Consider the following 22445-nt stretch of genomic DNA (forward strand, 5'->3'; position numbering starts at 1 on the left):
GCCGGACGAGGCGGCACAATCGTCCGGTGCTCCAAGAACTGTTCACGCCCTCCGTCCAGCATGCGCTCGACCTCGCCGGAATCTTCGTCTTCGCGATCTCCGGCGCCCTGCTCGCCGTCCGCAAGAACTTCGACGTCTTCGGTATGGCGGTGCTCGCCGAGGTCACCGCGCTGGGCGGGGGGCTGCTGCGTGATCTGATCATCGGGGCCGTACCCCCGGCCGCCTTCACCGACCTCGGGTACTTCTTGATGCCGCTGGTCGCCACGGTCCTCGTCTTCTTCCTCCATCCGGTCGTGGAACGCATCCAGGCCGGGGTCAATGTCTTCGACGCCGCCGGACTCGGTCTGTTCTGTGTCACCGGCACCACCAAGGCGTACGAGTACGGGCTGGGCCTCACCTCCTCCGCCGTCCTGGGCGTGGCCACCGCGGCGGGCGGCGGTGTGCTGCGGGACGTCCTGGCGAACGAGGCGCCGTCGCTGCTGCGCTGGGACCGCGATCTCTACGCGGTGCCCGCGATCGTGGGCGCAACGATGGTCGCGCTCTTCATCCGCTTCGACAGCCTGAACGCCTTCACCAGCTCACTGGCCGCGCTGACCGCCTTCGCCATCCGGCTGCTGGCGATGCGCTTCCACTGGCGGGCCCCGCGCGCCTGGAACCGCCGCTCCACGGCGACGGAGGAGATCTGAGCCGCCCTCCACCCACACCCGAAACAAAAGCTACCGCTTAGTATTGCCTTGCGGTACGGTGCGGCCATGGCACAGGCAGCACAGGCAGCGATAGGCAACAGCGAATTCGACCGCGACACCGCGGTGGTCCTGCGGGAACCCGGTGTCTACGACGCCCTCCTCTCGCCGGGCTGGACGATCCTGCACGCCGTCAACGGCGGCTATCTGCTGGGGCTGCTCGGCCGCGCCCTCGGCGACGCCCTGCCCCACTCCGATCCCTTCACCCTCTCCGCCCATTTCGTCAGCGCCTCCACCCCCGGCCCCGCGGTGATCCGGACCCAGACCGTCCGCACCGGCGGCACGCTCTCCACCGGGCAGGCCTCCCTCTGCCAGACGGACGCGGACGGCCGGGAGGTCGAGCGGATCCGGGTGCTCGCCACCTACGGCGATCTCGACGGTCTGACCGGAGACATCCGCACCTCCGCCATCCCGCCGGCCCTCCCTCCCCGTGAGCAGTGCGTCGGCCCCGCGGACGCCCCGGGCCTCGACCTCTCCCGGACCTGGGCGATTCTGGGCCGCCTCGACATCAGGCTGGACCCGGCCACCGTCGGCTGGGCGCTCGGGGCCCCCTCCGGCAAGGGCGAGGTGCGCGGCTGGTTCTCCCTCGCCGACGGCCGCGACCCCGACCCCCTGTCCGTGCTCGCCACGGTGGACTTCTTCCCGCCCACCTCCTTCGACCTGGGCCTCCCCGGCTGGACCCCGACCGTCGAACTCACCGCCCATATCCGCTGCCGCCCCGCCCCCGGCCCGCTGCGGGTCGCGATCTCCACCCGCAATCTGGCCGGAGGCTTCCTGGAGGAGGACGCCGAGGTCTGGGACAGCGCGGACCGGCTGGTGGCCCAGTCCCGCCAGCTGGCGAAGGCGCCCCGCTGAGCCGCCCGGACCGCCCCGGGAGCCCCCGGCGTTCCGGTCCGGAACGCCCCGGGCCGGCCGCCGTTCCCCGGCCCGGGGGGCCGTGCCGCCCCGCATACCCCTACGCGCCGCAGATGCACCCCCTCCCGTCCTCGTAGAATCGGGCCACCATGGCCTACCTCGACCACGCCGCGACCACTCCGATGCTGCCGGAAGCCATCGAGGCGATGACTGCCCAGCTCAGCGCGTTCGGCAATGCGTCCGCGCTCCACGCCGCCGGGCGACGGGCCCGCCGTACCGTCGAGGAGGCCCGGGAGGCCCTCGCCGACGCCCTGGGCGGCCGCCCCAGCGAGGTGGTGTTCACCTCGGGCGGGACCGAGGCGGACAACCTCGCCGTCAAGGGCCTCTACTGGCAGCGGCGCGACGCCGACCCCGCCAGGACCCGCATTCTGGCGAGTCCCGTCGAGCACCACGCCGTTCTCGACGCCGTCGACTGGCTGGGCGAACACGAAGGGGCCACCGTCGAGTACCTGCCCGTCGACGGCTACGGGCGGGTCCACCCCGAGGCCCTGCGCGAGGCCGTCGAGCGCAACCCCGACGACGTCGCCCTGGCGACCGTCATGTGGGCCAACAACGAGATCGGCACCGTGATGCCGGTCGCCGGACTCGCCGCCGTGGCTCATGAGTACGGCATCCCGATGCACTCGGACGCGGTCCAGGCCTTCGGCCAGCTCGATGTGAGCTTCGCCGAATCCGGGCTCGCGGCCATGACGGTCTCCGGCCACAAGATCGGCGGCCCCTACGGCATCGGCGCGCTCCTCCTGGGCCGCGACTACGCCCCGGTCCCCGTACTGCACGGGGGCGGCCAGGAGCGGCACGTACGCTCCGGGACGCTGGACGTTCCCGCCATCGCCTCTTTCGCAGTGGCCGGACGGCTGGCCGCCGAACGCCGTGAGGAGTTCGCGCGACAGATCGGCTCCCTTCGGGACCAGCTCGTCCGGGCCGTACTCGACGCGGTGCCGGACGCCGTCCTCGGTGGCGACCCCGAGGACCGGCTCCCGGCCAATGCGCATTTCTCCTTTCCCGGTTGCGAGGGCGACTCGCTGCTGCTGCTCCTGGACGCACAGGGCATCGAGTGCTCCACGGGGTCGGCCTGCACCGCCGGGGTTGCCCAGCCCAGCCATGTCCTCCTCGCCACCGGCACCGACCCCGACCTGGCGCGAGGGACCCTTCGCTTCACCCTCGGCCGCACCTCCACCACGGCGGACGTGGAGGCACTTGCGAAGGCGATCGGGCCGGCGGTCGACCGGGCCCGTACGGCGGGTCTGAGCTGAGCATCCCCCGCACCGCGGCCGTTCAGCACCGATTGGCGACCACACGCCACGACATGGCGACCCCACGCCACAACCGGAACAGGAACCCCCGCCCCCGCTGCCCCCGCACGGGGCCGGTTGCCCCCGCCCGGGCCCCGGGCCCGGGGCGGCCGACCCCGAACCGCCCGGGCTCAAGCCGCCCGGGCGCCCCGCCCGGGCCCCGGGCCCAAACCGTCCCGGGCCCGGGCGGAAGCCGTACCGGCTACTTCCCTGCCTCGGCCGCCCGCTGCGCCCGGGCCTCGGGCAGCGCCGCGCTCACCAGCTTCAGATAGCGCTCCCAGTCCCAGTGCGGCCCCGGGTCGGTGTGATCCGTCCCCGGCACCTCCACATGCCCGATGATGTGTTCGCGGTCCACGGGCAGCGCGTACCGGACGCAGATCCCCGCCGTCAGCTTCGCCGACGCCGCGTACATCTTGTCCGTGAAGTCCTGCGGCCGGTCGACGAAGCCCTCGTGCTCGATGCCGATACTGCGTTCGTTGAAGGAACGATTCCCCGCATGGAAGGCCACATCCAGCTCGCGGATCATCTGGGCCACCTTCCCGTCCTTGCCCACCACATAGTGCGTCGCGGCCCCGTGACCGGGGTTCTTGAAGACCCGCAGGGCCGTGGGGAAGCTCCCCTGCACCACATGGATGATCACGCGGTCGATGCGGTAGTCGTCGGGCCGGTCCGCGAGCCGCCAGTTCGCCCGCGCCGCGGCGGTCCACTGCGCGCCCGCGTGATCCAGCTCACCCTCCTTGCGCGGTTTCGTCATCCCCGGCACCCGCCACCACAGCCGGGCCAGCGAATCCTGTGCCAGCACTCCGCCGCCGACCAGCACGGCCGCGCCCCCCAGCAGCAGTCCCCGCCGCCCGATCCGGCGGCCCCCGCCGTCCCGGCCGTCGGCACCGCCCCCGCCTTCCGCCCGCCGGCGTCCCTCCGTACGGCGACGGCGCCCACGGCCGCCCGGCCGGTTCCCGCCGTCGCCACGCCGTCCGTCCGCCGCTTCGGCCGAGGCCGCCGCGGTCTCGGCGCCCCCGGCCGACGGTCCACTGCCGCGGCCCGTGCCGTCGTGACCACTGCCACTGCCGGGACGTCCGTTCTCGGGCTCTGCTTCGCTCTCCATGTCTCCTACGACGCATACTCGCGAGCTCTCGTTTCACGAGGACCGTACCCTGGTAGGGCTATGACTCAGACGACTCCTCATCGCCCCCTCCGGGTGCTCGCCGCCATGTCGGGGGGCGTGGACTCCGCCGTTGCCGCCGCCCGTGCCGTCGAAGCAGGTCACGACGTGACCGGCGTGCATCTCGCGCTCTCCGCGAATCCGCAGTCCTTCCGCACCGGCGCCCGTGGCTGCTGCACCATCGAGGACTCGCGCGACGCCCGCCGTGCCGCCGATGTGATCGGTATCCCCTTCTACGTCTGGGACCTCGCGGAACGTTTCCGCGAGGACGTCGTCGAGGACTTCATCGCCGAATACGAGGCGGGACGCACCCCCAATCCGTGTCTGCGCTGCAACGAGAAGATCAAGTTCGCCGCGCTGCTCGACAAGGCGCTGGCCCTCGGCTTCGACGCGGTGTGCACCGGTCACTACGCCACTGTCGTCACCGGCGCGGACGGCGGCCGCGAGCTGCACCGCGCCAGCGATATGGCCAAGGACCAGTCGTACGTCCTCGGAGTGCTCGACGAGCGCCAGCTCGCCCATGCGCTGTTCCCGCTGGGCGACACCCTCACCACCAAGGACGAGATCCGCGCCGAGGCCGAGCGCCGGGGTCTGGCCGTGGCGAAGAAGCCGGACAGCCACGACATCTGCTTCATCGCCGACGGCGACACCCAGGGGTTCCTCGCCGACCGTCTGGGCCGGGCGGAGGGCGATATCGTCGACGAGTCCGGCGCCAGGCTGGGCACCCACGACGGCGCTTTCGGCTTCACCATCGGCCAGCGCAAGGGGCTGCGCATCGGGCATCCGGCGCCCGACGGCAAGCCGCGGTACGTCCTCGACATCTCGCCGGTCAACAACACCGTCACCGTCGGCCCCGCGGAGGCGCTGGACGTGACGGAGCTGACCGCGATCCGCCCGCGCTGGTGCGGCGCGGCCCCCGAGGGCCCCGGCGCGTACACGGCCCAGTTGCGCGCCCACGGCGGCGAGACCCCGGTGACGGCCGTCGCCGTCGACGGTGAGCTGCGGGTCGTCTTCGCCGAACCGGTCCGGGGCGTCGCCCCCGGCCAGGCGATCGTGCTGTACGACGGCACTCGCGTGGTCGGCTCGGCCACGATCTCCGCCACCCGCCGGACCGCCGCCTCCGCCTCAGCCGCCCCCGTCGGCTGAGGCACCCCGGCCCCGGGCGCCCTGAGACCGGGCCGGGCACACCGCCCGTGCCCGGCCCGGTCTCAGGGCGCGAAGAACGTCTCCAGGACGGGGGCGAGCACATAGGGCGACACCTCGTCCGTCTGCCCCGTCAGCGTCCGGTGGTGGCCCCGCGGCAGCGCATCGGCCACCAGCTTCGCCGCCTCGCGCACCGGCCCGGGGCTGGCGCCGCCGTCCGCGACCATCACCCGTACCGGCACCTGCTGCAGCAGACGGTGCGGCACCGAGCCGTCGCCCGTGACCGCGTCGTCGTACGGAAGGGTGTGCGCCACCGCCTCCAGCCCGGACCACAGCGGCGAGCTGCGCATCCGCGCCACCAACTGGTCCGGCGTCCCGGTCCTGCGCAGATGGAGTGCCAGCGCGGCCCCCGCCTGCCCCCGGGCCACCAGCTCCCGGGTGCGGGCCACATGCGCGCCCGGCGCACGCCCGGGTCGTACGGCCGGATCGTACGGCGGCTGGTACACCGACAGATGGGCCACGGGTACGCCCGCGGCCGCCGCCCGCAGGGCCAGCGCGCCCCCCGACGCCGTACCGTGCACCCTGGCCCTGCCGCCCGCCGCTTCGATCACGGCGGCCAGATCTTCGATCTCCCGCTCCACGGCGTATCCCGCACGGTCTTCGCTGCCGCCCCGCCCGCGCCGGTCGTAGGTGAGGACGGTGAAGCGCGCCGCCAGCAGTTCGGCCAGCGGCGCGTCGCTCGCCGCGGTCGCCAGGGCGCCGCCCACCAGTACCAGCGGGGGGCCGTCGCCGCGCCGCTCGTACGCGAGCAGTGTCCCGTCCGCCGACCGCGCCCGTTCGAGCGTCCGGATCGTCTTGTCCATGCGAGTGCTGACCGGGCGGCGGCGTCCGACTCATCGCTGCGCGGAAAGTTTTTCCACGTCTTCTTCGACGGGCCTCCACCGGCACCCGGTATCAAGGCATTTGTGCGTTCTGTGCCTGCAGGCCGGGATGCCGGGGGAGCAGGGGAAAGCCCTGCCGGGGCGTCCCGTACGGTGACGCCATGAGAATCTGCGTCTTCCTCTCCGCGGCCGATCTCGACGAGCGGTACACGCGTCCGGCCCGCGAGTTCGCCGAACTGCTCGGCAAGGGGGGCCACACCCTGGTGTGGGGCGGTTCCGAGAGCGGACTGATGAAGGTCGTCGCCGACGGTGTCCAGGAGACGGGCGGACGGCTCGTCGGGGTCTCGGTCGACTTCCTCGCCGCCACCGCGCGGGCCGGTGCCGATGAGATGGTGATCGCCCGGGATCTGGCCGAGCGGAAGGCGCTGCTGCTGGCGAAGGCCGACGCCGTGGTGGTCATGGTGGGCGGTACCGGAACCCTCGACGAGGCGACGGAGATTCTGGAGCTGAAGAAGCACGGCCGTCAGAACAAGCCGGTGGTGCTGCTGAACACCGCGGGCTTCTACGACGGGCTGAAGACCCAGTTCCACCGCATGGAGGCGGAGGGTTTCCTTCCGGTGCCCCTTGCCGATCTGGTGTTCTTCGCCGAGGAGCCGGTCTCCGCGCTCGCGTACCTGGAAGAGGCACTCGGCCACTGACCAGGAGGCGTACGGAACCGGCCGGTCCCATCGGGCGTACGGAACCGACCGTTCCGCCGGGTGTACGGAACCGGCCGCCGACGTCAGGGGTACGGAACCGGGCACGGGCGCCGGGTGTACGGAACCGGGCACGCGCGTCAGGTGTACGGAACCGGCCGGTCCCGTCGGCGCAGGCAGGCGCGTGGAGCCGCTCCGGCGCCGGTGGCCCGGCCCGTCCGCGGAGTGCGAGCATGACCGTCATGACCACGCACCTGATCACCGGGGCCGGCTCGGGCATCGGCGCCGCCGTCGCCCAGCGGCTCCACGACCGCGGCGACGAACTCGTCCTGCTGGCCCGCGACGCCGGGCGCGCCCGCGAGATCGCGGCCCGCTACCCCGGCGCCCGCACCCTTGTGGCCGATCTCTCCGACCCCGACCGCATCTCCTGGGCCCTGTCGCACCAGGAGGTGCCGGACCGGATCGACACCCTGCTGCATATCGCGGGCGTCGTCGACCTCGGCCCCGTCGGAGAACTCACCCCCAAGGCCTGGCACCACCAGCTCAACACCAATCTGATCGCCCCGGCCGAACTGACCAGGCAGTTCCTGCCGCAACTGCGCATCACGCAGGGGCACGTCGTCTTCGTGAACTCCGGCGCCGGGCTCAACGCGCACGCCGAGTGGGGCGCGTACGCCGCCTCCAAGCACGGACTGAAGGCCCTTGCCGACTCGCTGCGCGCCGAGGAGCACGGCAACGGCGTCCGGGTGACCTCCGTCTACCCCGGCCGCACCAGCAGCCCCATGCAGGCGAAGGTCCACTCCCAGGAGGGGCGGGAGTACGACCCCGACCGCTGGATCGCCCCGGAGTCGGTGGCCACCACGGTCCTGACCGCGATCGACCTGCCCCGGGACGCCGAGATCAACGATCTGACCGTCCGCCCCGGCCGCTGAACCACGACCGGGCCCCGCCCGCCCCGGCACCGGTCCGGGGCGGGCCCGGCCCGCGCGGGCACGTACCCTTCCGGGGTGAGTGAGAAGAGTTCCGGAGTCAGCGACCAGAGCGGCCTCCCCCGGGGTGCCGCCACCGGAGTGGGATCCCTGCCCGGCGGCGACGCCCGCGAGGCGGCGAAGACCGTCACCGGGTCCTTCGAGGACTTCCCCCATCTGCCCGAACTGCCCGCCCGCGGCCCCGGCGCCGACATGATCGGCCGGACCATCGGGCTGCTCGTCGAGATGTACGCCCATGTCGAGCCCAGTGGCTGGCGGGTCGGTGACCGTCCCGGCCGGGACACCCGGCGGGCCCGCTCCTGGCTGGGCGAGGACCTCGACGCCCTGGAGGAGTTCACCCAGGGGTACGAGGGGCCGCTCAAGGTGCAGGCCGTCGGCCCCTGGACGCTCGCCGCCGCGCTGGAACTCCGCAACGGCGAGTCCGCGCTCGGAGACCCCGGTGCCTGCCGCGATATCGCGGACTCCCTGGCCGAAGGGCTCCGCGGGCATCTGGCGGAGGTACGCCGCCGGATCCCGGGCGCTCGGGTCGTGCTCCAGCTCGACGAACCCTCCCTCACCGCCGTACTGCGCGGCCGGGTCCGTACCGCCAGCGGCTACCGCACCCACCGGGCCGTGGACCGGCAGCTCGTGGAGGCCGGCCTGCGCGAGGTGATCGGGGGGGAGTCCGTCGTGGTCCACTCCTGCGCCCCGGACGTCCCCGTGGCCCTGCTGCGCCGGGCCGGGGCCGCGGGTATTTCCCTGGACTTCGGGCTCCTCACCGAGCGTGACGAGGAGGCGATCGGGGAAGCCGTGGAAGGCGGTACGACACTCTTCGCGGGCGTCGTGCCCTCCACCGACACCGGATTGTCGGACCCGGCAGGTAGCGTCATGGGTGTCAGGACGCTGTGGCGCAGGTTGGGGCTGAATCCGGGGACGCTGAGCGATTCCGTGGTCATTACCCCGACCTGTGGTCTGGCGGGTGCCTCACCGGCGTACGCCCGGGCCGCGCTCGCCCACTGCGCCCGGGCCGCGCGTTCGCTCGCGGACCACCCTGAGTGACGAAACGGGGGTGCCGGGGGCGGTCGCGCGCAGCGTGACGGGTGACCGGCCAGAGCCGGCGAATCGGGAGGACACGACGGTGACGGGCATCGAGCGGACGCAGCAGCCCGCGGACGGCGGCGCAGAGGACGCCTCGCGGGAGGGTACGGCCCTGGCGGAGGTGCAGGAGGGCTCCGGCCTGCCCGCGCAGGCGCGCGAGGAGCATGCGCGGCTCGCCGGGGAGATCGACGAGCACCGCTTCCGGTACTACGTGAAGGACCAGCCCGTCGTCAGCGACGGGGAGTTCGACGCACTGATGCGGTCCCTGGAGGAGCTGGAGGAGCGGTATCCGGCGCTGCGGACCCCCGACTCGCCGTCCCAGAAGGTGGCCGGCGCCTATGAGACGGACCTGGCGAAGGTCGAACACCGGGAGCGGATGCTCTCCCTCGACAACGCCTTCGACGAGGAGGAGCTGGCGGCCTGGGCCGAGCGGATCGCCCGTGACGTCGGCACCCCCGACTTCCACTTCCTCTGCGAACTGAAGGTCGACGGGCTCGCCGTCAACCTGACGTACGAGAAGGGGAAGCTGGTCCGCGCGGCGACCCGCGGCGACGGCCGCGTCGGAGAGGACATCACGCCCAATATCCGCACCATCACCGATATCCCCGAGCGGCTCCGGGGGGACCGGGTCCCCGAGCTGGTGGAGATCCGCGGCGAGGTCTACTTCCCCATGGACGCCTTCGAGGAGCTGAACGCCCGCCGGGTCGCCGCCGGGGAGCAGCCGTACGCCAACCCCCGCAACTCCGCCTCCGGTTCGCTGCGGCAGAAGGACCCCCGGGTCACCGCGACCCTGCCGCTGCACATGGTGGTCCACGGGATCGGGGCCCGGGACGGCTTCACCATCGACTGCCTCTCCCACGCCTACGAACTGCTGCATGAGTGGGGCCTGCCGACCGCCCGTCACAACAAGGTCGTCGACTCCCTCGACGGCGTCCGCGAGTTCATCGCCCACTACGGCAAGAACCGCCACTCCATGGAGCACGAGATCGACGGGGTCGTCGTCAAGCTCGACGAGATCCCGCTCCAGGGACGGCTGGGCTCCACCTCGCGCGCCCCGCGCTGGGCCATCGCCTGGAAGTATCCGCCGGAGGAGGTCAACACCAAGCTCGTCAACATCCGCGTCGGAGTGGGCCGCACCGGGCGGGTCACGCCCTACGCCCAGGTCGAGCCGGTGAAGGTGGCCGGGTCCGAGGTCGAGTTCGCCACCCTCCACAACCAGGACGTGGTGCGGGCCAAGGGCGTCCTCATCGGCGACACGGTCGTGCTGCGCAAGGCCGGTGACGTCATCCCGGAGATCCTCGGCCCGGTCGCGGACCTCCGGGACGGCTCGGAGCGGGAGTTCGTGATGCCCGCCGAATGCCCCGAGTGCGGTACGGCGCTGCGCCCCATGAAGGAGGGCGACGTCGATCTGCGCTGCCCCAACGCCCGTTCCTGCCCGGCCCAGCTGCGCGAGCGGCTGTTCTACCTCGCGGGCCGCAAGGCCCTCGACATCGACCACTTCGGCTATGTGACGGCCGCCGCCCTCACCAGACCCCTGGAGCCGGCCGAGCCGCCGCTGAAGGACGAGGGCGATCTGTTCGGCCTCGGCGTCGAGCAGCTGCTGCCGATCGTGGCGTACGTCCTCGACCAGGACAGCGGTCTGCCCAAGCGGGACCCGAAGACGGGCGAGGAGAAGACCGCCACCGTCTTCGCCAACCAGCAGGGCGAGGCCAAGAAGAACACCCTGGCGCTGCTGGAGAGCATCGAGGCGGCCAAACAGCGGCCCCTCGCCCGGATCCTCACCGGACTGTCGATCCGCCACGTCGGTCCGGTCGCGGCGGAGGCGCTCGCCCGGGAGTTCCGGTCGATCGACCGCATCGAGCAGGCCGGCGAGGAGGAGCTGGCCGCCACCGAGGGCGTCGGGGCGATCATCGCGGCCTCCCTCAAGCAATGGTTCGCCGAGGAGTGGCACCAGGAGATCCTCCGCAAGTGGCGGGCGGCCGGGGTGCGGATGGAGGAGGAGGGCTCCGACGAGGAGCAGGGCCCGCGGCCCCTCGAAGGCCTGACCGTCGTCGTCACCGGAACCCTGGAGAACTACACCAGGGATGGCGCGAAAGAAGCCCTCCAGAGAATCGGCGCGAAAGTGACCGGATCCGTTTCCAAGAAGACGGCGTTCGTGGTGGTCGGGGAGAACCCCGGCTCCAAGTACGACAAGGCGATGCAGCTCAAGGTCCCCGTTCTGAACGAGGACGGCTTCGTCGTCCTCCTGGAGCAGGGGCCCGATGCGGCTCGTGAGGCGGCAGTGCCGCAGGAGGCGTGATACGGGGGGCGTGCCGGGGGCGCGCGCTGGGCGCCCGCCTCCGGACGCACCGGGCGCACCCGGTGGGAACAAGACGTTCCGTGCACCGCAGGAACGACCGGTAACAGTCACCCGTTCAGCGCATAGCAGATGGATAAGGGTGACCCGGTCGCATTCGGGCAAGAGCAGGAGAGCGCCGCTCGTCGGAGCCCGCCGCGCCCTACTGTTGAGACGTGCGCCTGTCGTGCACGGCCGAGTGATGGGATTTCAGTCGTCGTGGCATGAGAACGGATTCCACGGGAATCACCGGAACCATCGCGTAACGATCGGCACCGCCGGCTGTGAGAGGGACGGGAATGGAACCGACCGAGAGCGCCGCCCCGGTCCCGAGGCTGCGGGGGATCGCCGCCCTGGCGGGTGGTCCGGCGGGCCTGTCGCCCGGACTGCCCGCGGCCACCGTGGCCGGTGCCGGAATCGTCGTCTGCGCCGGGGTCTTCGCCGCCGTGCGGGACGGCCGGGCGCTCTTTCCCGGCTCCACCGCCGGCTGGTCCCTCGCCGTTCTCACCGGAATCGTCGTCGGCCATCTCGTCGCCCTCGGCCGCGACCGCTCCTGGGGCGGTACGGGCTCCGGCGCCGCACTCACCCTCGCCGTGCTCCTCCTCTACGGCTGGGTCCCCGCCGTACTGGTCAGCCTCGCCGTCGTCGGGCTGGTCGGCGCGGTCCGGCGCAACCGGCGGCGGCCCGGTCTGCTCCACGGCTGCGCCGATGTCCTCGGCGTCGGGGCCGCGGGGTTCGTCCTCGCCCTCCTCGGCCGTCAACCCAGCGTGGAAACCCCCTGGTCACCGCTTGACTGGGGGATCGGGGCCGCGGTGGAAGTGGTCCTCGCTGCCGCCGCCTATCTCGCCGTCACCCGGCTGCTGCTGTGGTACGCGCGGATCCCGCAGGTGCAGGGAGTGCCCACGGTCGCCAGGACGGCGCTGCTGCGTCAGGGCCTGCTGGCCGTCGCCCTGCTGGGCATCGCCCCCCTCGTCTGTGTGGTCGCCGTCTCCCGGCCCCTGCTGCTGCCGCTGTTCGCGGTGCCGCTGATCGCCCTGGACTCCGCGCTCCGGATCGCCCGGCTGCGGGCCGAGGAACAGCTCAGGGACCCGCTGACCGGCCTGCCGAACCGCCAGTGGCTGCTGGAGCGCACCTGGACCGCCCTGGAGGACGCGGAGAGCAACGGTTCCCGGGCCGCCCTCGTCCTGATCGACCTCGACCGCTTCCGCTCCGTCAACGACACCCTCGGCCATCTCGCCGGGGACCGGCTGCTGCTCCAGATAGCGCAGCGGCTCCGGCCCGCACTGCCCCGCGGGGCCGAGGCCGCCCGGCTCGGCGGCGACGAGTTCGCGGTGCTGCTGCCCGTGACGGACTCCATCACCAGCGCCCAGCGGGTCGCCCGGCAGCTCGCCGCCGAGCTGTCCTCCCCGCTCGACCTCGACGGGCTCACGCTCGTCCTGGAGGCGAGCGCCGGGGTCGCCGTCTTCCCCGACCACGCGCGGGACGCGGAAGGGCTGCTGCGCCGCGCCGACGTCGCGATGTACCAGGCCAAGCGGGACCGGACCGGTGTCGAGGTGTACGAGTCCAAGCGGGACAGCAACACGCCCGACCGGCTGGGGCTCCTCGGCGATCTGCGCCGGGCCCTGGACGCCCGCGAAGTGGAACTCCACTACCAGCCCAAGGTCCGCTTCGACGGCCATGTCGCCGGACTGGAGGCGCTGGTCCGCTGGGTCCATCCCGACCGGGGGCGGGTGCCGCCCGACGAGTTCATCGCGATTGCCGAGTCCTCCGGTCTGATGCCGCTCCTCACGGAGTACGTCCTCGACACCGCGCTCGCGCAGGTGGCCAAGTGGCGTGCCCAGGGGCTGAACGTCCCCGTCGCCGTCAACGTCTCGCCGCGCGACGTCCACACCCCCGGGTTCGCGGGTCTCGTCGCCGCGCGCCTCGCCTGCCACGGGGTGCCCGCAGGGGCGCTCCAGCTGGAGATAACGGAGCATGTGCTCCTGGAGGATCCCCAACGGGCCGCCGACACCCTCGCCGGGCTCACCGACCACGGGGTGCGGATGTCCCTCGACGATTTCGGCACCGGCTACTCCTCCCTGGTCCATCTGCGCCGGCTCCCGGTCAGCGAGCTGAAGATCGACCGCTCGTTCGTGGCCCGGCTCGCCGTCGACACCCAGGATGCGGAGATCGTCCGCTGCACCGTCGACCTCGCGCACTCCCTGGGGCTGCTCGTCGTCGCCGAGGGCGTCGAGGACGACGAGACCTGGGAGCGGCTGCGGGACCTGGGCTGTGACGCCGTACAGGGCTGGCTGGTGGCCGCTGCGATGCCGCCGCACGAGACGACGGCCTGGCTGCGGGCCCGCGGCGAGCGCGGCTGGCACCGCCAGCGCGATACCGCCGACCCGGCGCCCCCGCCACCCGCCCAGCCTCCCGCCGAGACCCCGGCGGCCGCGAACGCCGGCCGGCGCCCCGGTGAGCCCCTGACCCCGTAGACCCGCGCCGAGGCCATGGGCCCACCGGGCCGGCGGGCGCCCGCGCGGCCCTCGGCAGCCCGGGTGTGCCCCGGTGCCCGGCCGGGGAAACACCCGGGTCACGCGATGCTCGTCAAACCGTTTCGTGAGCATGGGGCGCCGCCCCATAGGATTGGGCCAAACACCCACACTCACCCTGATGAGGATCTCCGCATGCCTGGCATCACGCGCGAGGAGGTCGCCCACCTCGCCCGGCTGGCACGTCTGGAGTTGTCCGGCGAAGAACTCGACCACTTCGCAGGTCAGCTGGACGACATCATCGGCGCGGTAGCCCGTGTCGCCGAGGTCGCCGACCAGGACGTACCCCCGACCTCCCATCCGCTGCCGCTGACGAACGTCATGCGCGCGGACGAGGTCCGTCCGTCGCTCACGCCCGCGCAGGCGCTCTCCGGCGCCCCCGCCCAGGAGCAGCAGCGTTTCAAGGTGCCGCAGATCCTGGGGGAGGACTAAGAACGTCATGACGGACATCATCAAGCTCACCGCGGCCGAGATCGCCGCGAAGATCGCCTCCGGCGAACTGACGGCCGTCGAGGTCACCGAGGCCCATCTGGCCCGGATCGACGCGGTCGACGAGAAGGTCAACGCCTTTCTGCACGTGGACCGGGAGGGCGCGCTCGCCCAGGCCCGGGCGGTCGACGCCAAGCGCGCGGCCGGGGAGAAGCTCGGCCCCCTCGCGGGCGTCCCGCTGGCCCTGAAGGACATCTTCACCACCGAGGGCATCCCGACCACCGTCGGCTCCAAGATCCTCGAAGGCTGGATCCCGCCGTACGACGCCACCCTCACGCGCAAGCTGAAGGAAGCGGACGTCGTCATCCTCGGCAAGACGAACATGGACGAGTTCGCCATGGGCTCGTCGACCGAGAACAGCGCCTACGGCCCGACCGGCAACCCCTGGGACCTCACCCGGATCCCCGGCGGCTCCGGCGGCGGCTCCAGCGCCGCCCTCGCGGCCTACCAGGCCCCGCTGGCCATCGGCACGGACACCGGCGGTTCCATCCGCCAGCCCGCCGCCGTCACCGGCACGGTCGGCGTCAAGCCCACCTACGGCGGGGTCTCCCGCTACGGCATGGTCGCCTTCTCCTCCTCGCTGGACCAGGGCGGTCCCTGCGCCCGTACGGTGCTGGACGCGGCCCTGCTCCACGAGGTCATCGCGGGCCACGACCCGCTGGACTCCACCTCCATCGACGCCCCGGTGCCCCCGGTCGTCGAGGCCGCCCGCAACGGCAGCGTCGCGGGGATGCGCGTCGGCGTGGTCAAGCAGTTCCGCGGCGAGGGCTACCAGGCCGGGGTCGTCCAGCGCTTCGACGAGTCCGTCGCCCTCCTCAAGGAGCTGGGTGCCGAGATCGTCGAGCTGGACTGCCCCTCCTTCGACCTCGCCCTCTCGGCGTACTACCTGATCGCGCCGTCCGAGTGCTCCTCCAACCTGGCCCGCTTCGATGCCATGCGCTACGGACTGCGCGTCGGTGACGACGGGACGAAGTCGGCCGAAGAGGTCACCGCCCTGACCCGTGAGGCGGGCTTCGGCGACGAGGTCAAGCGCCGGATCATGCTCGGCACGTACGCCCTCAGCTCCGGCTACTACGACGCGTACTACGGCAGCGCCCAGAAGGTCCGCACCCTGATCACCCAGGACTTCGAGAAGGCGTTCGAGCAGGTCGACGTGATCGTCTCGCCGACCACGCCGACGACCGCGTTCCCGATCGGGGAGCGCGCCGACGACCCGATGGCCATGTACCTCGCGGATCTGTGCACCATTCCGACCAACCTGGCCGGGAACGCCGCGATGTCCCTGCCGTGCGGACTGGCCCCCGAGGACGGTCTGCCGGTCGGCCTCCAGATCATCGCCCCGGCGATGAAGGACGAGCGCCTCTACCAGGTCGGCGCCGCCGTCGAGGCCGCGTTCGTGGAAAGGTGGGGACACCCACTGCTGGAGGAGGCACCGTCGCTGTGAGCGCATTCAGTAAGGCCAAGGGCTTCAAGAAGTCGAAGGCGGGCACGTACCTGTCCATCGGCACCACGGCGTTCGGCGTGCTCGGCGTCGTCAAGCAGGTGCGGAGCGCCCGCGACGAGCACGACACGCTGCGCCTGGTGGACGCCGTGATCACCGGCGCCGCCATCGTCACCGGCATCGCCCTGCTGGTGCGCGAGCTGAAGCGCATCGGCGACGACGACGTCCTGCTGGGCTGAGAGGGAAAGTTTCTCCTGTGACCATCACCGAACTGGTCTCGTACGACGCGGCCCTCGCCGCGTTCGACCCCGTCATGGGCCTGGAGGTCCATGTCGAGCTCGGTACGAAGACCAAGATGTTCTGCGGCTGCTCGACCGAGCTCGGCGCCGAGCCCAATGCGCAGACCTGCCCCACCTGTCTCGGCCTGCCCGGCTCCCTCCCGGTCGTCAACGCGATCGGGGTCGAGTCGGCCATCAAGATCGGCCTCGCACTGAACTGCGAGATTGCCGAATGGTGCCGCTTCGCCCGGAAGAACTACTTCTATCCGGATATGCCGAAGAACTTCCAGACCTCGCAGTACGACGAGCCGATCGCCTTCAACGGCTATCTGGACGTCCAGCTGGAGGACGGCGAGGTCTTCCGCGTGGAGATCGAACGCGCCCATATGGAGGAGGACACCGGCAAGTCGACGCACGTCGGCGGGGCCACCGGCCGGATCCACGGCGCGTCCCACTCGCTGCTCGACTACAACCGGGCCGGCATCCCGCTCATCGAGATCGTCACCAAGCCGATCACCGGTGCCGGGGAGCGGGCCCCCGAGGTCGCCCGCGCGTACGTCGCGGAGCTGCGCGAGCTGATCCGCGCGCTCGGGGTCTCCGAGGCGCGCATGGAGATGGGCCAGATGCGCTGCGACGTCAACCTGTCGCTGATGCCCAAGGGCACCTCCGTCTTCGGCACCCGCTCGGAGACCAAGAACGTCAACTCGCTGCGCTCGGTCGAGCGGGCCGCCCGGTTCGAGATCCAGCGGCACGCCGCCGTACTGGAAGCGGGCGGGACGATCATCCAGGAGACCCGGCACTTCCACGAGGAGGACGGCTCCACCACCTCGGGCCGGGTGAAGGAGGAGGCGGAGGACTACCGCTACTTCCCCGAGCCCGATCTGGTGCCGGTCGCTCCGGCCCGGGAGTGGGTCGAGGAGCTGCGGGGCACCCTGCCCGAGCTGCCGCGGCTGCGCCGCAACCGGCTCCGTGAGGAGTGGGGTGTCTCCGAGCACGATATGCAGTCCATCCTGAACGCGGGCGCGGTCGAGCTGATCGTGGCCACGACGGACGCGGGCGCCCCCGCGGACCAGGCGCGCAAGTGGTGGATGGGCGAGCTCGCCCGGAACGCCAACGAGTCGGGCCGGGCCCTGGACGAGCTGCCGATCACCCCGGCGCAGGTCGCCCGGGTGGCCGCGCTGGTCGCCGCCGGTGACCTCAACGACAAGCTGGCGCGCCAGGTCATCGAGGGTGTCCTCGCGGGCGAGGGCGACCCGGACACGGTCGTCGAGAAGCGCGGTCTGAAGGTCGTCTCCGACGACGGCGCGCTCGGACAGGCCGTCGACGACGCCATCGCCGGAAACGCGGCGATCGCGGAGAAGATCCGCGGCGGCAAGGTGGCGGCGGTGGGCGCGCTGGTGGGCGCGGTCATGAAGGCCACCCGCGGCCAGGCGGACGCGGCCCGGGTCAAGGAGCTGATCCTCGACCGGCTCGGCGTGACCGAGGGCTGACGGGCGCTGCCGCGCCGGAGCGGGTTTTCTGCGGAGGAGAAGGGCGGTCCCCCTCCAGGGACCGCCCTTTCGCCTGCCGCTGGGCGAGCGGGGGTACGGCCCCGGGCCCCGCCCGCGGGCCCCGGGCCCGTGCCGGGCCTGGAGGCCCGCCGGGCCCATGCCTGCGCCGGGCCCCGGCCCGCGGGCCCGTGCCGAGCCCCGCTGGTGCCGGGCCCGGAGGCCCGCACCAAGCCCGCGGGCCCGTGCCCGTGCCGCGCCTGCCGGCCCCGGCCTGTCGGGTCCATGCCTGCGCACGGCCCTGCGGGCGCCGGGACCCGCAGGCCCGTGCCCGTGCCGGTACTTGCAGGCCCGTGCCTGCGCCGGGCCTGCCGGGTCCATGCCTGCGTACGGCCCTGTCGGCGCCGGGACCCGCAGGCCCGCAGGCCCGGTTCCGTGCCGTGACCAACTGGCCCGTGCTCGCGGACCCGCCGGGTCCGTGCCCGCGCCGGGATCCGCTGGCGCCATGCCCGCAGGCCCGCCGGGCCCAGCATGCGTCGGACCCGTCCGTGTCAGGTCTGTGGGCCCGCAGGCGTCCGGGCCCGTGGTGGACCGGTTCGCTCCCCACGCCCGCGGGCCGTCCCGGGCGGCCGGGTGCCGGGGCCGTACCGGCGCGGTGCCCGTCCCCTCCGTGAGACGGGGGCCGGTCCCGGGCGTGCCTCACCGGGCCTCCGGCCGCCTGCCCGTGCTGCCGCAGGCCCGCGGGCCCTGGGCGGCCGGGTGCCGGGGCTGTACCGGCGGCGGTGCCCCCTCGTGACGCGGACCTCGTGACGCGGACCCCGTGACGCGGAGCGTCAGGTGCGGACGCCCAGGCCCGGGAGGAGCAGTGTGCCGCGGTCGCGGCAGCTGGCGTCGCGGACCCGGAGCTGGGACGGGGCCGAAGTGCCGCGGGCGTACAGCTCGGCGAGGACGGTCCGCGCCGCCTCGGCGGTATGAGGGCGGTCCGGATCGGGGAACTCCGCCTGCCACCAGCCCCGGTCGTGCGAGTGCCAGCCGCGGGAGCGCATCAGGTCACCGCGCTCCGGGGAGTCCCCGCCGTCCCGGTCGTCGACGGAGACCAGCAGGCCGTCCCCGCGGGCGTACGAGAGATGGAAACGGCGGCCCCGGTCCGCCGAACTGGTCAGCGTGAACGCGGCCCAGTCGTCGCCCACCTGCACCGGGAGCTGCTCCACCCAGGCAGCGAGCAGCAGTTCCAGGGCGCTCGCGAAGTGGTCGAGCCCGGCCACCGGCCGCCCGGTCGGATAGTCCGCCGGGGGCTCCCCGGGGCCGCTGCGGTCCAGACGCCACAGATACGGCAGCAGCCCGACGTCGTGCGGTTCGGCCGGGGACCAGGCGCCGCCCCAGTCGAACGAGCGCCGCTCGGCCGCTTCCAGCAGATCGGTGTCGTGGACGGAGAGCAGGGCCCAGGTCCCCGCCCCGCTCAGCAGCACCGTCCGCCGGGGGTCGCGCCAGCGGATGTCGGGCCCGCGCGCCGAACCCCCGTGGAGCGTCGGCTCACCGGTCCGGGCCACGATCGCCCCGTACACCGCGCCGAAGGCCTCCCGGCGGTCCCGGAGCGATGCACCCGGCTCGAAGGAGAGCACCGGCACCGGATCGCGGCCGATGAAGTCCCCGGGCGTCTCGTGCAGCGCACGGGCGAACGCGGCGGCCGTGCCCGGGTCCCGGATCAGCTGGTTGCCCCCCGTGGTCTCCATACCACCCATCGTGCCAGTCGCCGCCGACAGCGGCGCCGCCGCGCCCCGGTCCAACGGCCACCGCGCGCCCCGCCGTTCGCCCCCGGGGCCGACGGGCATCGGGTCCGTACCCGATGAACCGCGGCCGCGGAGGGACCCGGGAAGGGCGCCGGGGCAGCCGACGCTGTGAGGAAGCCCACGAAAAGTGCCCCAAAGGGGCAAACGATCACGTTTGGCTGGCAGAGTGCCCTCAAGGGCAGGGCCCGTTGCCCCGCCCGGACTTCTGTGAGCTTCTTCGCGTTCTTTGCGGGCTGTTCCCTCTCCCGGCCAAAGATCCACGAACCACCAGGGAGCACGTCCGTTGGCAGCCATCGCCCGGTGGTGCATCACGCACCGTCTCGCCGCCGTCCTCCTGTGGCTCGCCGCCTTCGCGGGCGTCGCCGCGGCCGCCGCCGTCGCCGGAACCGCGTACTCCACCGACTACGACGTCCCCGGCACCGAATCGAGCCGGGCCGTCGCGCTCGTCGAGGAGGGCTTCCCGGGCCCGACCGGCGAGGGCGACACCGTCGTCTGGCACAGCGAACGCGGCAGTGTCCGCGCCCCCGCCGTCCGGGAGCGGATGTCCGGTCTGCTCGACGAGGTCTCCGCCCTCGACGGTGTGGCCGCCGTCAACAGCCCGTACGCCGCCGACGGAGCGGACCGGATCAGCCCCGACGGCCGTACCGCCTACGCCGGGATCGTCTTCGACCGGCCCGCGGGCGACCTGCCCCGCTCCCAGATCACCCAGGTGCTGAAGGCCGCCGAAGCCGCGTCGGGGGACGGCCTCCGGGTCGAGGTCGGCGGCCCCGCCGCCGGGCTCACCGAATCGTCCCCCGGGCATCTGGCGGAGGCCGTCGGCGTGGCCGTCGCCGCGGTGGTGCTCTTCCTCGCCTTCGGCTCCCTCGCCGCCAGCCTGCTGCCCATAGCCACCGCGCTGGTGTCGGTGGGCACGGCGTACGCGGGCATCGTCCTGCTCGGCCATGTCATGACGGTGGCCGATTTCGCCCCCATGCTGGGCATGCTCATCGGTCTGGGCGTCGGCATCGACTACGCCCTCTTCATCGTCACCCGCCACCGCAGGGGACTGCGGTCCGGACTGCCCGTCGCCGAGGCGGCGCGGAATGCCGTCGCCACCACCGGCCGGGCCGTCGTCTTCGCCGGGGCGACCGTCTGCATAGCCCTCCTCGGCATGCTGATACTCCGGCTGGGCTTCCTCAACGGCGTCGCGATAGCCGCCGCGCTCACCGTCGTCCTGACGGTGGCCGCCTCCGTGACCCTGCTGCCCGCCCTGCTGTCGTACATCGGTCCCCGGGCCCTGAGCGGACGCGAACGGCGGCAGCTGGCCGAGCACGGTCCGCGCCCGGAGCTGCCCACCGGCTTCGCGGCCCGCTGGGCGGTCTTCGTGGAGCGCCGCCCGAAGCTGCTGGGGGTGGTGGCGCTCGTGGTGATGGCCGTACTGGCCCTGCCCGCGTTCTCCCTCCACCTCGGCACCTCCGACCAGGGCAACAACCCGGCGTCCTCGACCACCCGCCAGGCCTACGACCTGCTGGCACACGGCGGCCCCGGCCAGGGCGGGGGCGGCGGCTTCGGGCCCGGGGTCAACGGCCCGCTGACCCTGGTCGCCCGGATCGACGGCGGCGCCGACCGGGCGGCCATGGACCGGCTCCCGGAGGCGCTGCGTGGCGCGCAGGGCGTGGCGTCGGCGGGCCCGGTCGTGTACAGCGGGAACGGCGGTACGGCGGTCCTCACCGTCGTCCCCGACTCGCCCCCGCAGTCGAAGGCCACCAGCGAACTGGTCGACCGGCTCCGCACGGACCTGCTGCCCCGGGCGACCGCAGGAACGTCCCTGTCCGTCCTGGTCGGCGGGGTGACCGCCGGATACGACGACTTCGCCGAGGTCATCGTCGGCAAACTGCCGCTCTTCGTGGGCGCGGTCGTCGCCTTCGGCTGTCTGCTGCTGCTCCTCGCCTTCCGGTCCGTCGGGATCCCGCTGAAGGCGGCCGCGATGAACGTGGCGGCCGTCGCCTCGTCCTTCGGCGTGGTCGTGGCGGTCTTCCAGTGGGGCTGGGGCAGTGAACTGCTGGGGCTCGGCCGGGCCGGACCCATCGAACCCTTCCTGCCCGTGATCATGGTTTCGGTGCTCTTCGGCCTCTCCATGGACTACCAGGTCTTCCTGGTCAGCCGGATGTACGAGGAGTGGCTGGAGACCGGCGACAACCGGCGGGCGGTACGGGTCGGGCTCGCCGAGACCGGCCGGGTCATCAACTCGGCCGCGGTGATCATGATCTCGGTCTTCCTCGCCTTCGTCCTCAGCGGCGACCGGGTGATCGCCATGTTCGGCATCGCGCTCGCCGTCGCGGTCGCGCTGGACGCCTTCGTCCTGCGGACCCTGCTGGTGCCCGCGCTGATGCACCTGCTCGGCGGCGCGAACTGGTGGCTGCCCGGGTGGCTCGACCGCGCACTGCCCCGGATCACTATTGAGGGGCCGGATCTGCGCCGCCGTGCGAAGATCCCCGGGCAGCCGGACGTGCGGGCCGGAGCGGGGCGGCAGCCTGCCCACCCGGCTTCCGGCGCGCACGCGGGCGGCCCGTACGACGTACCACGAGGGAACGGATGATCATGTTTGCGATACCCCTTCAGGCCCGGGAGGGCGAGACGGCCGAGCTGCGGCCCCTGGAGCCGTGGCAGGCCGAGGAGTTCCTCGCCCACGTCGACCGGGGACGGGACTTCATCGGCCGGTACATCGGCTTCGCGGACGCCGCCGGGGACCTGGCGGGCGCCCGGACGCTGCTCCAGCGGTACGCGGACCGGCAGGCGGCCGACGGCGGCCGGATCTTCGGCATCTGGCTGGACGGGACCCTCGTCGGCGGGGTGCTCTTCGTCTCCCTCGACAGCGGTACGGGCACCTGCGAGGCCGGCTGCTGGCTGGAGCCCGCGGCCGTCGGGCGGGGGCTGGTGACCCAGGCCGCGCGGATCCTCGTCGACTGGGCCGTCGACGTGCGCGGTATCCACCGCGTCGAATGGGTCGCCGCGTCCGTGAACACGGCCAGCGTGAACGTCGCCCGGCGGCTGGGGATGCAGCGGGACGGCGTGCTCCGCGAGTCCTTCGTCCACCGCGGCGAGCGGTACGACATGGAGGTGTGGTCGGTGCTCGCGCCGGAGTGGCGCGAACTGCGCGCCGCGAAGGCGACGGCGGAGGGCTGAGCGGGGCCGTCCCCGTAAACCCGGTGGAGGGG

Annotated in this window: 18 protein-coding genes; 15 read left to right on the forward strand and 3 right to left on the reverse strand. The window is 72.9% G+C overall.

The features are described from left to right. Window positions 1–26 precede the first annotated feature (26 nt). From B7R87_RS24180 to B7R87_RS24190, 3 genes are all read left to right on the forward strand, one after another. Window positions 27–686, forward strand: coding sequence for a trimeric intracellular cation channel family protein (locus B7R87_RS24180; RefSeq protein WP_006346420.1), 660 nt, complete (start codon window positions 27–29; stop codon window positions 684–686). Window positions 687–752: 66 nt separating this feature from the next. Next, window positions 753–1598: a thioesterase family protein gene (locus tag B7R87_RS24185; RefSeq protein WP_006346419.1), complete on the forward strand. Its 846-nt coding sequence runs from the start codon at window positions 753–755 to the stop codon at window positions 1596–1598. Window positions 1599–1747: 149 nt separating this feature from the next. Then, entirely contained in the window at window positions 1748–2911 is a 1164-nt protein-coding gene (locus tag B7R87_RS24190; RefSeq protein ID WP_006346418.1) for a cysteine desulfurase family protein, read from the forward strand. 241 nt (window positions 2912–3152) lie between these two features. Here B7R87_RS24190 and B7R87_RS24195 read toward each other — a convergent pair whose 3' ends face one another. Next, window positions 3153–3806: an N-acetylmuramoyl-L-alanine amidase gene (locus tag B7R87_RS24195; RefSeq protein ID WP_130585218.1), complete on the reverse strand. Its 654-nt coding sequence runs from the start codon at window positions 3804–3806 to the stop codon at window positions 3153–3155. Window positions 3807–4115: 309 nt separating this feature from the next. Between B7R87_RS24195 and mnmA the strand changes: the two genes are divergently transcribed. Next, the gene (mnmA, locus tag B7R87_RS24200; RefSeq protein WP_078902118.1) at window positions 4116–5258 is read left to right on the forward strand and encodes a tRNA 2-thiouridine(34) synthase MnmA; all 1143 of its coding nucleotides are present in this window, start codon (window positions 4116–4118) and stop codon (window positions 5256–5258) included. Between the two features lie 62 nt (window positions 5259–5320). Here the strand turns inward: mnmA and B7R87_RS24205 are convergent, their stop codons facing one another. After that, complete coding sequence (locus B7R87_RS24205; protein WP_130585200.1) at window positions 5321–6118, reverse strand: alpha/beta fold hydrolase; 798 nt, start codon at window positions 6116–6118, stop codon at window positions 5321–5323. 179 nt (window positions 6119–6297) lie between these two features. Between B7R87_RS24205 and B7R87_RS24210 the strand changes: the two genes are divergently transcribed. The 9 genes from B7R87_RS24210 (at window position 6298) to gatB (ending at window position 17461) form a co-directional block, all read left to right on the forward strand. After that, window positions 6298–6834, forward strand: coding sequence for an LOG family protein (locus B7R87_RS24210; protein WP_006346415.1), 537 nt, complete (start codon window positions 6298–6300; stop codon window positions 6832–6834). A gap of 230 nt (window positions 6835–7064) precedes the next feature. Then, on the forward strand, window positions 7065–7763 hold the full coding sequence (locus B7R87_RS24215; RefSeq protein ID WP_006346414.1) for an SDR family oxidoreductase: 699 nt from the start codon (window positions 7065–7067) through the stop codon (window positions 7761–7763). A 75-nt stretch (window positions 7764–7838) separates the two neighbouring features. Further along, entirely contained in the window at window positions 7839–8858 is a 1020-nt protein-coding gene (locus tag B7R87_RS24220; RefSeq protein ID WP_006346413.1) for a methionine synthase, read from the forward strand. 151 nt (window positions 8859–9009) lie between these two features. Further along, window positions 9010–11196, forward strand: coding sequence for an NAD-dependent DNA ligase LigA (gene ligA / locus B7R87_RS24225; protein ID WP_040914064.1), 2187 nt, complete (start codon window positions 9010–9012; stop codon window positions 11194–11196). A 335-nt stretch (window positions 11197–11531) separates the two neighbouring features. Continuing rightward, on the forward strand, window positions 11532–13706 hold the full coding sequence (locus B7R87_RS24230; RefSeq protein ID WP_130585199.1) for a putative bifunctional diguanylate cyclase/phosphodiesterase: 2175 nt from the start codon (window positions 11532–11534) through the stop codon (window positions 13704–13706). A 192-nt stretch (window positions 13707–13898) separates the two neighbouring features. Then, on the forward strand, window positions 13899–14195 hold the full coding sequence (gene gatC, locus B7R87_RS24235; protein WP_006346410.1) for an Asp-tRNA(Asn)/Glu-tRNA(Gln) amidotransferase subunit GatC: 297 nt from the start codon (window positions 13899–13901) through the stop codon (window positions 14193–14195). A 7-nt stretch (window positions 14196–14202) separates the two neighbouring features. Further along, window positions 14203–15696, forward strand: coding sequence for an Asp-tRNA(Asn)/Glu-tRNA(Gln) amidotransferase subunit GatA (gene gatA, locus B7R87_RS24240; RefSeq protein WP_006346409.1), 1494 nt, complete (start codon window positions 14203–14205; stop codon window positions 15694–15696). After that, a complete protein-coding gene (locus B7R87_RS24245; RefSeq protein ID WP_006346408.1) occupies window positions 15693–15932 on the forward strand; it encodes a hypothetical protein in 240 nt (79 codons plus the stop codon). The genes gatA and B7R87_RS24245 overlap by 4 nt, the downstream gene beginning before the upstream one ends. A 17-nt stretch (window positions 15933–15949) precedes the next feature. After that, a complete protein-coding gene (gatB, locus tag B7R87_RS24250; RefSeq protein WP_006346407.1) occupies window positions 15950–17461 on the forward strand; it encodes an Asp-tRNA(Asn)/Glu-tRNA(Gln) amidotransferase subunit GatB in 1512 nt (503 codons plus the stop codon). Between the two features lie 830 nt (window positions 17462–18291). Here gatB and B7R87_RS24255 read toward each other — a convergent pair. After that, window positions 18292–19191 (reverse strand): hypothetical protein, encoded by a 900-nt coding sequence (locus B7R87_RS24255; protein WP_006346406.1) that lies wholly within the window; start codon window positions 19189–19191, stop codon window positions 18292–18294. Window positions 19192–19531: 340 nt separating this feature from the next. Here B7R87_RS24255 and B7R87_RS24260 point away from each other — a divergent pair, with 340 nt between their 5' ends. Beyond that, entirely contained in the window at window positions 19532–21826 is a 2295-nt protein-coding gene (locus B7R87_RS24260) for an MMPL family transporter (RefSeq protein ID WP_130585198.1), read from the forward strand. A gap of 2 nt (window positions 21827–21828) precedes the next feature. Further along, entirely contained in the window at window positions 21829–22413 is a 585-nt protein-coding gene (locus B7R87_RS24265; RefSeq protein WP_040914058.1) for a GNAT family N-acetyltransferase, read from the forward strand. Window positions 22414–22445 lie beyond the last annotated feature (32 nt).

The organism is Streptomyces tsukubensis (assembly GCF_003932715.1).
Classification (GTDB): domain Bacteria; phylum Actinomycetota; class Actinomycetes; order Streptomycetales; family Streptomycetaceae; genus Streptomyces; species Streptomyces tsukubensis.

Bases quoted from the DNA above. Each gene is read 5' to 3' on its own strand.
- B7R87_RS24210 (WP_006346415.1), top strand. From the start codon at position 6,298: ATGAGAATCTGCGTCTTCCTCTCCGCGGCCGATCTCGACGAGCGGTAC.
- B7R87_RS24205 (WP_130585200.1), bottom strand. From the start codon at position 6,118: ATGGACAAGACGATCCGGACGCTCGAACGGGCGCGGTCGGCGGACGGG.
- gatA (WP_006346409.1), top strand. From the start codon at position 14,203: ATGACGGACATCATCAAGCTCACCGCGGCCGAGATCGCCGCGAAGATC.
- gatC (WP_006346410.1), top strand. From the start codon at position 13,899: ATGCCTGGCATCACGCGCGAGGAGGTCGCCCACCTCGCCCGGCTGGCA.
- B7R87_RS24265 (WP_040914058.1), top strand. From the start codon at position 21,829: ATGTTTGCGATACCCCTTCAGGCCCGGGAGGGCGAGACGGCCGAGCTG.
- mnmA (WP_078902118.1), top strand. From the start codon at position 4,116: ATGACTCAGACGACTCCTCATCGCCCCCTCCGGGTGCTCGCCGCCATG.
- B7R87_RS24215 (WP_006346414.1), top strand. From the start codon at position 7,065: ATGACCGTCATGACCACGCACCTGATCACCGGGGCCGGCTCGGGCATC.
- B7R87_RS24185 (WP_006346419.1), top strand. From the start codon at position 753: ATGGCACAGGCAGCACAGGCAGCGATAGGCAACAGCGAATTCGACCGC.
- B7R87_RS24255 (WP_006346406.1), bottom strand. From the start codon at position 19,191: ATGGAGACCACGGGGGGCAACCAGCTGATCCGGGACCCGGGCACGGCC.
- B7R87_RS24190 (WP_006346418.1), top strand. From the start codon at position 1,748: ATGGCCTACCTCGACCACGCCGCGACCACTCCGATGCTGCCGGAAGCC.
- B7R87_RS24230 (WP_130585199.1), top strand. From the start codon at position 11,532: ATGGAACCGACCGAGAGCGCCGCCCCGGTCCCGAGGCTGCGGGGGATC.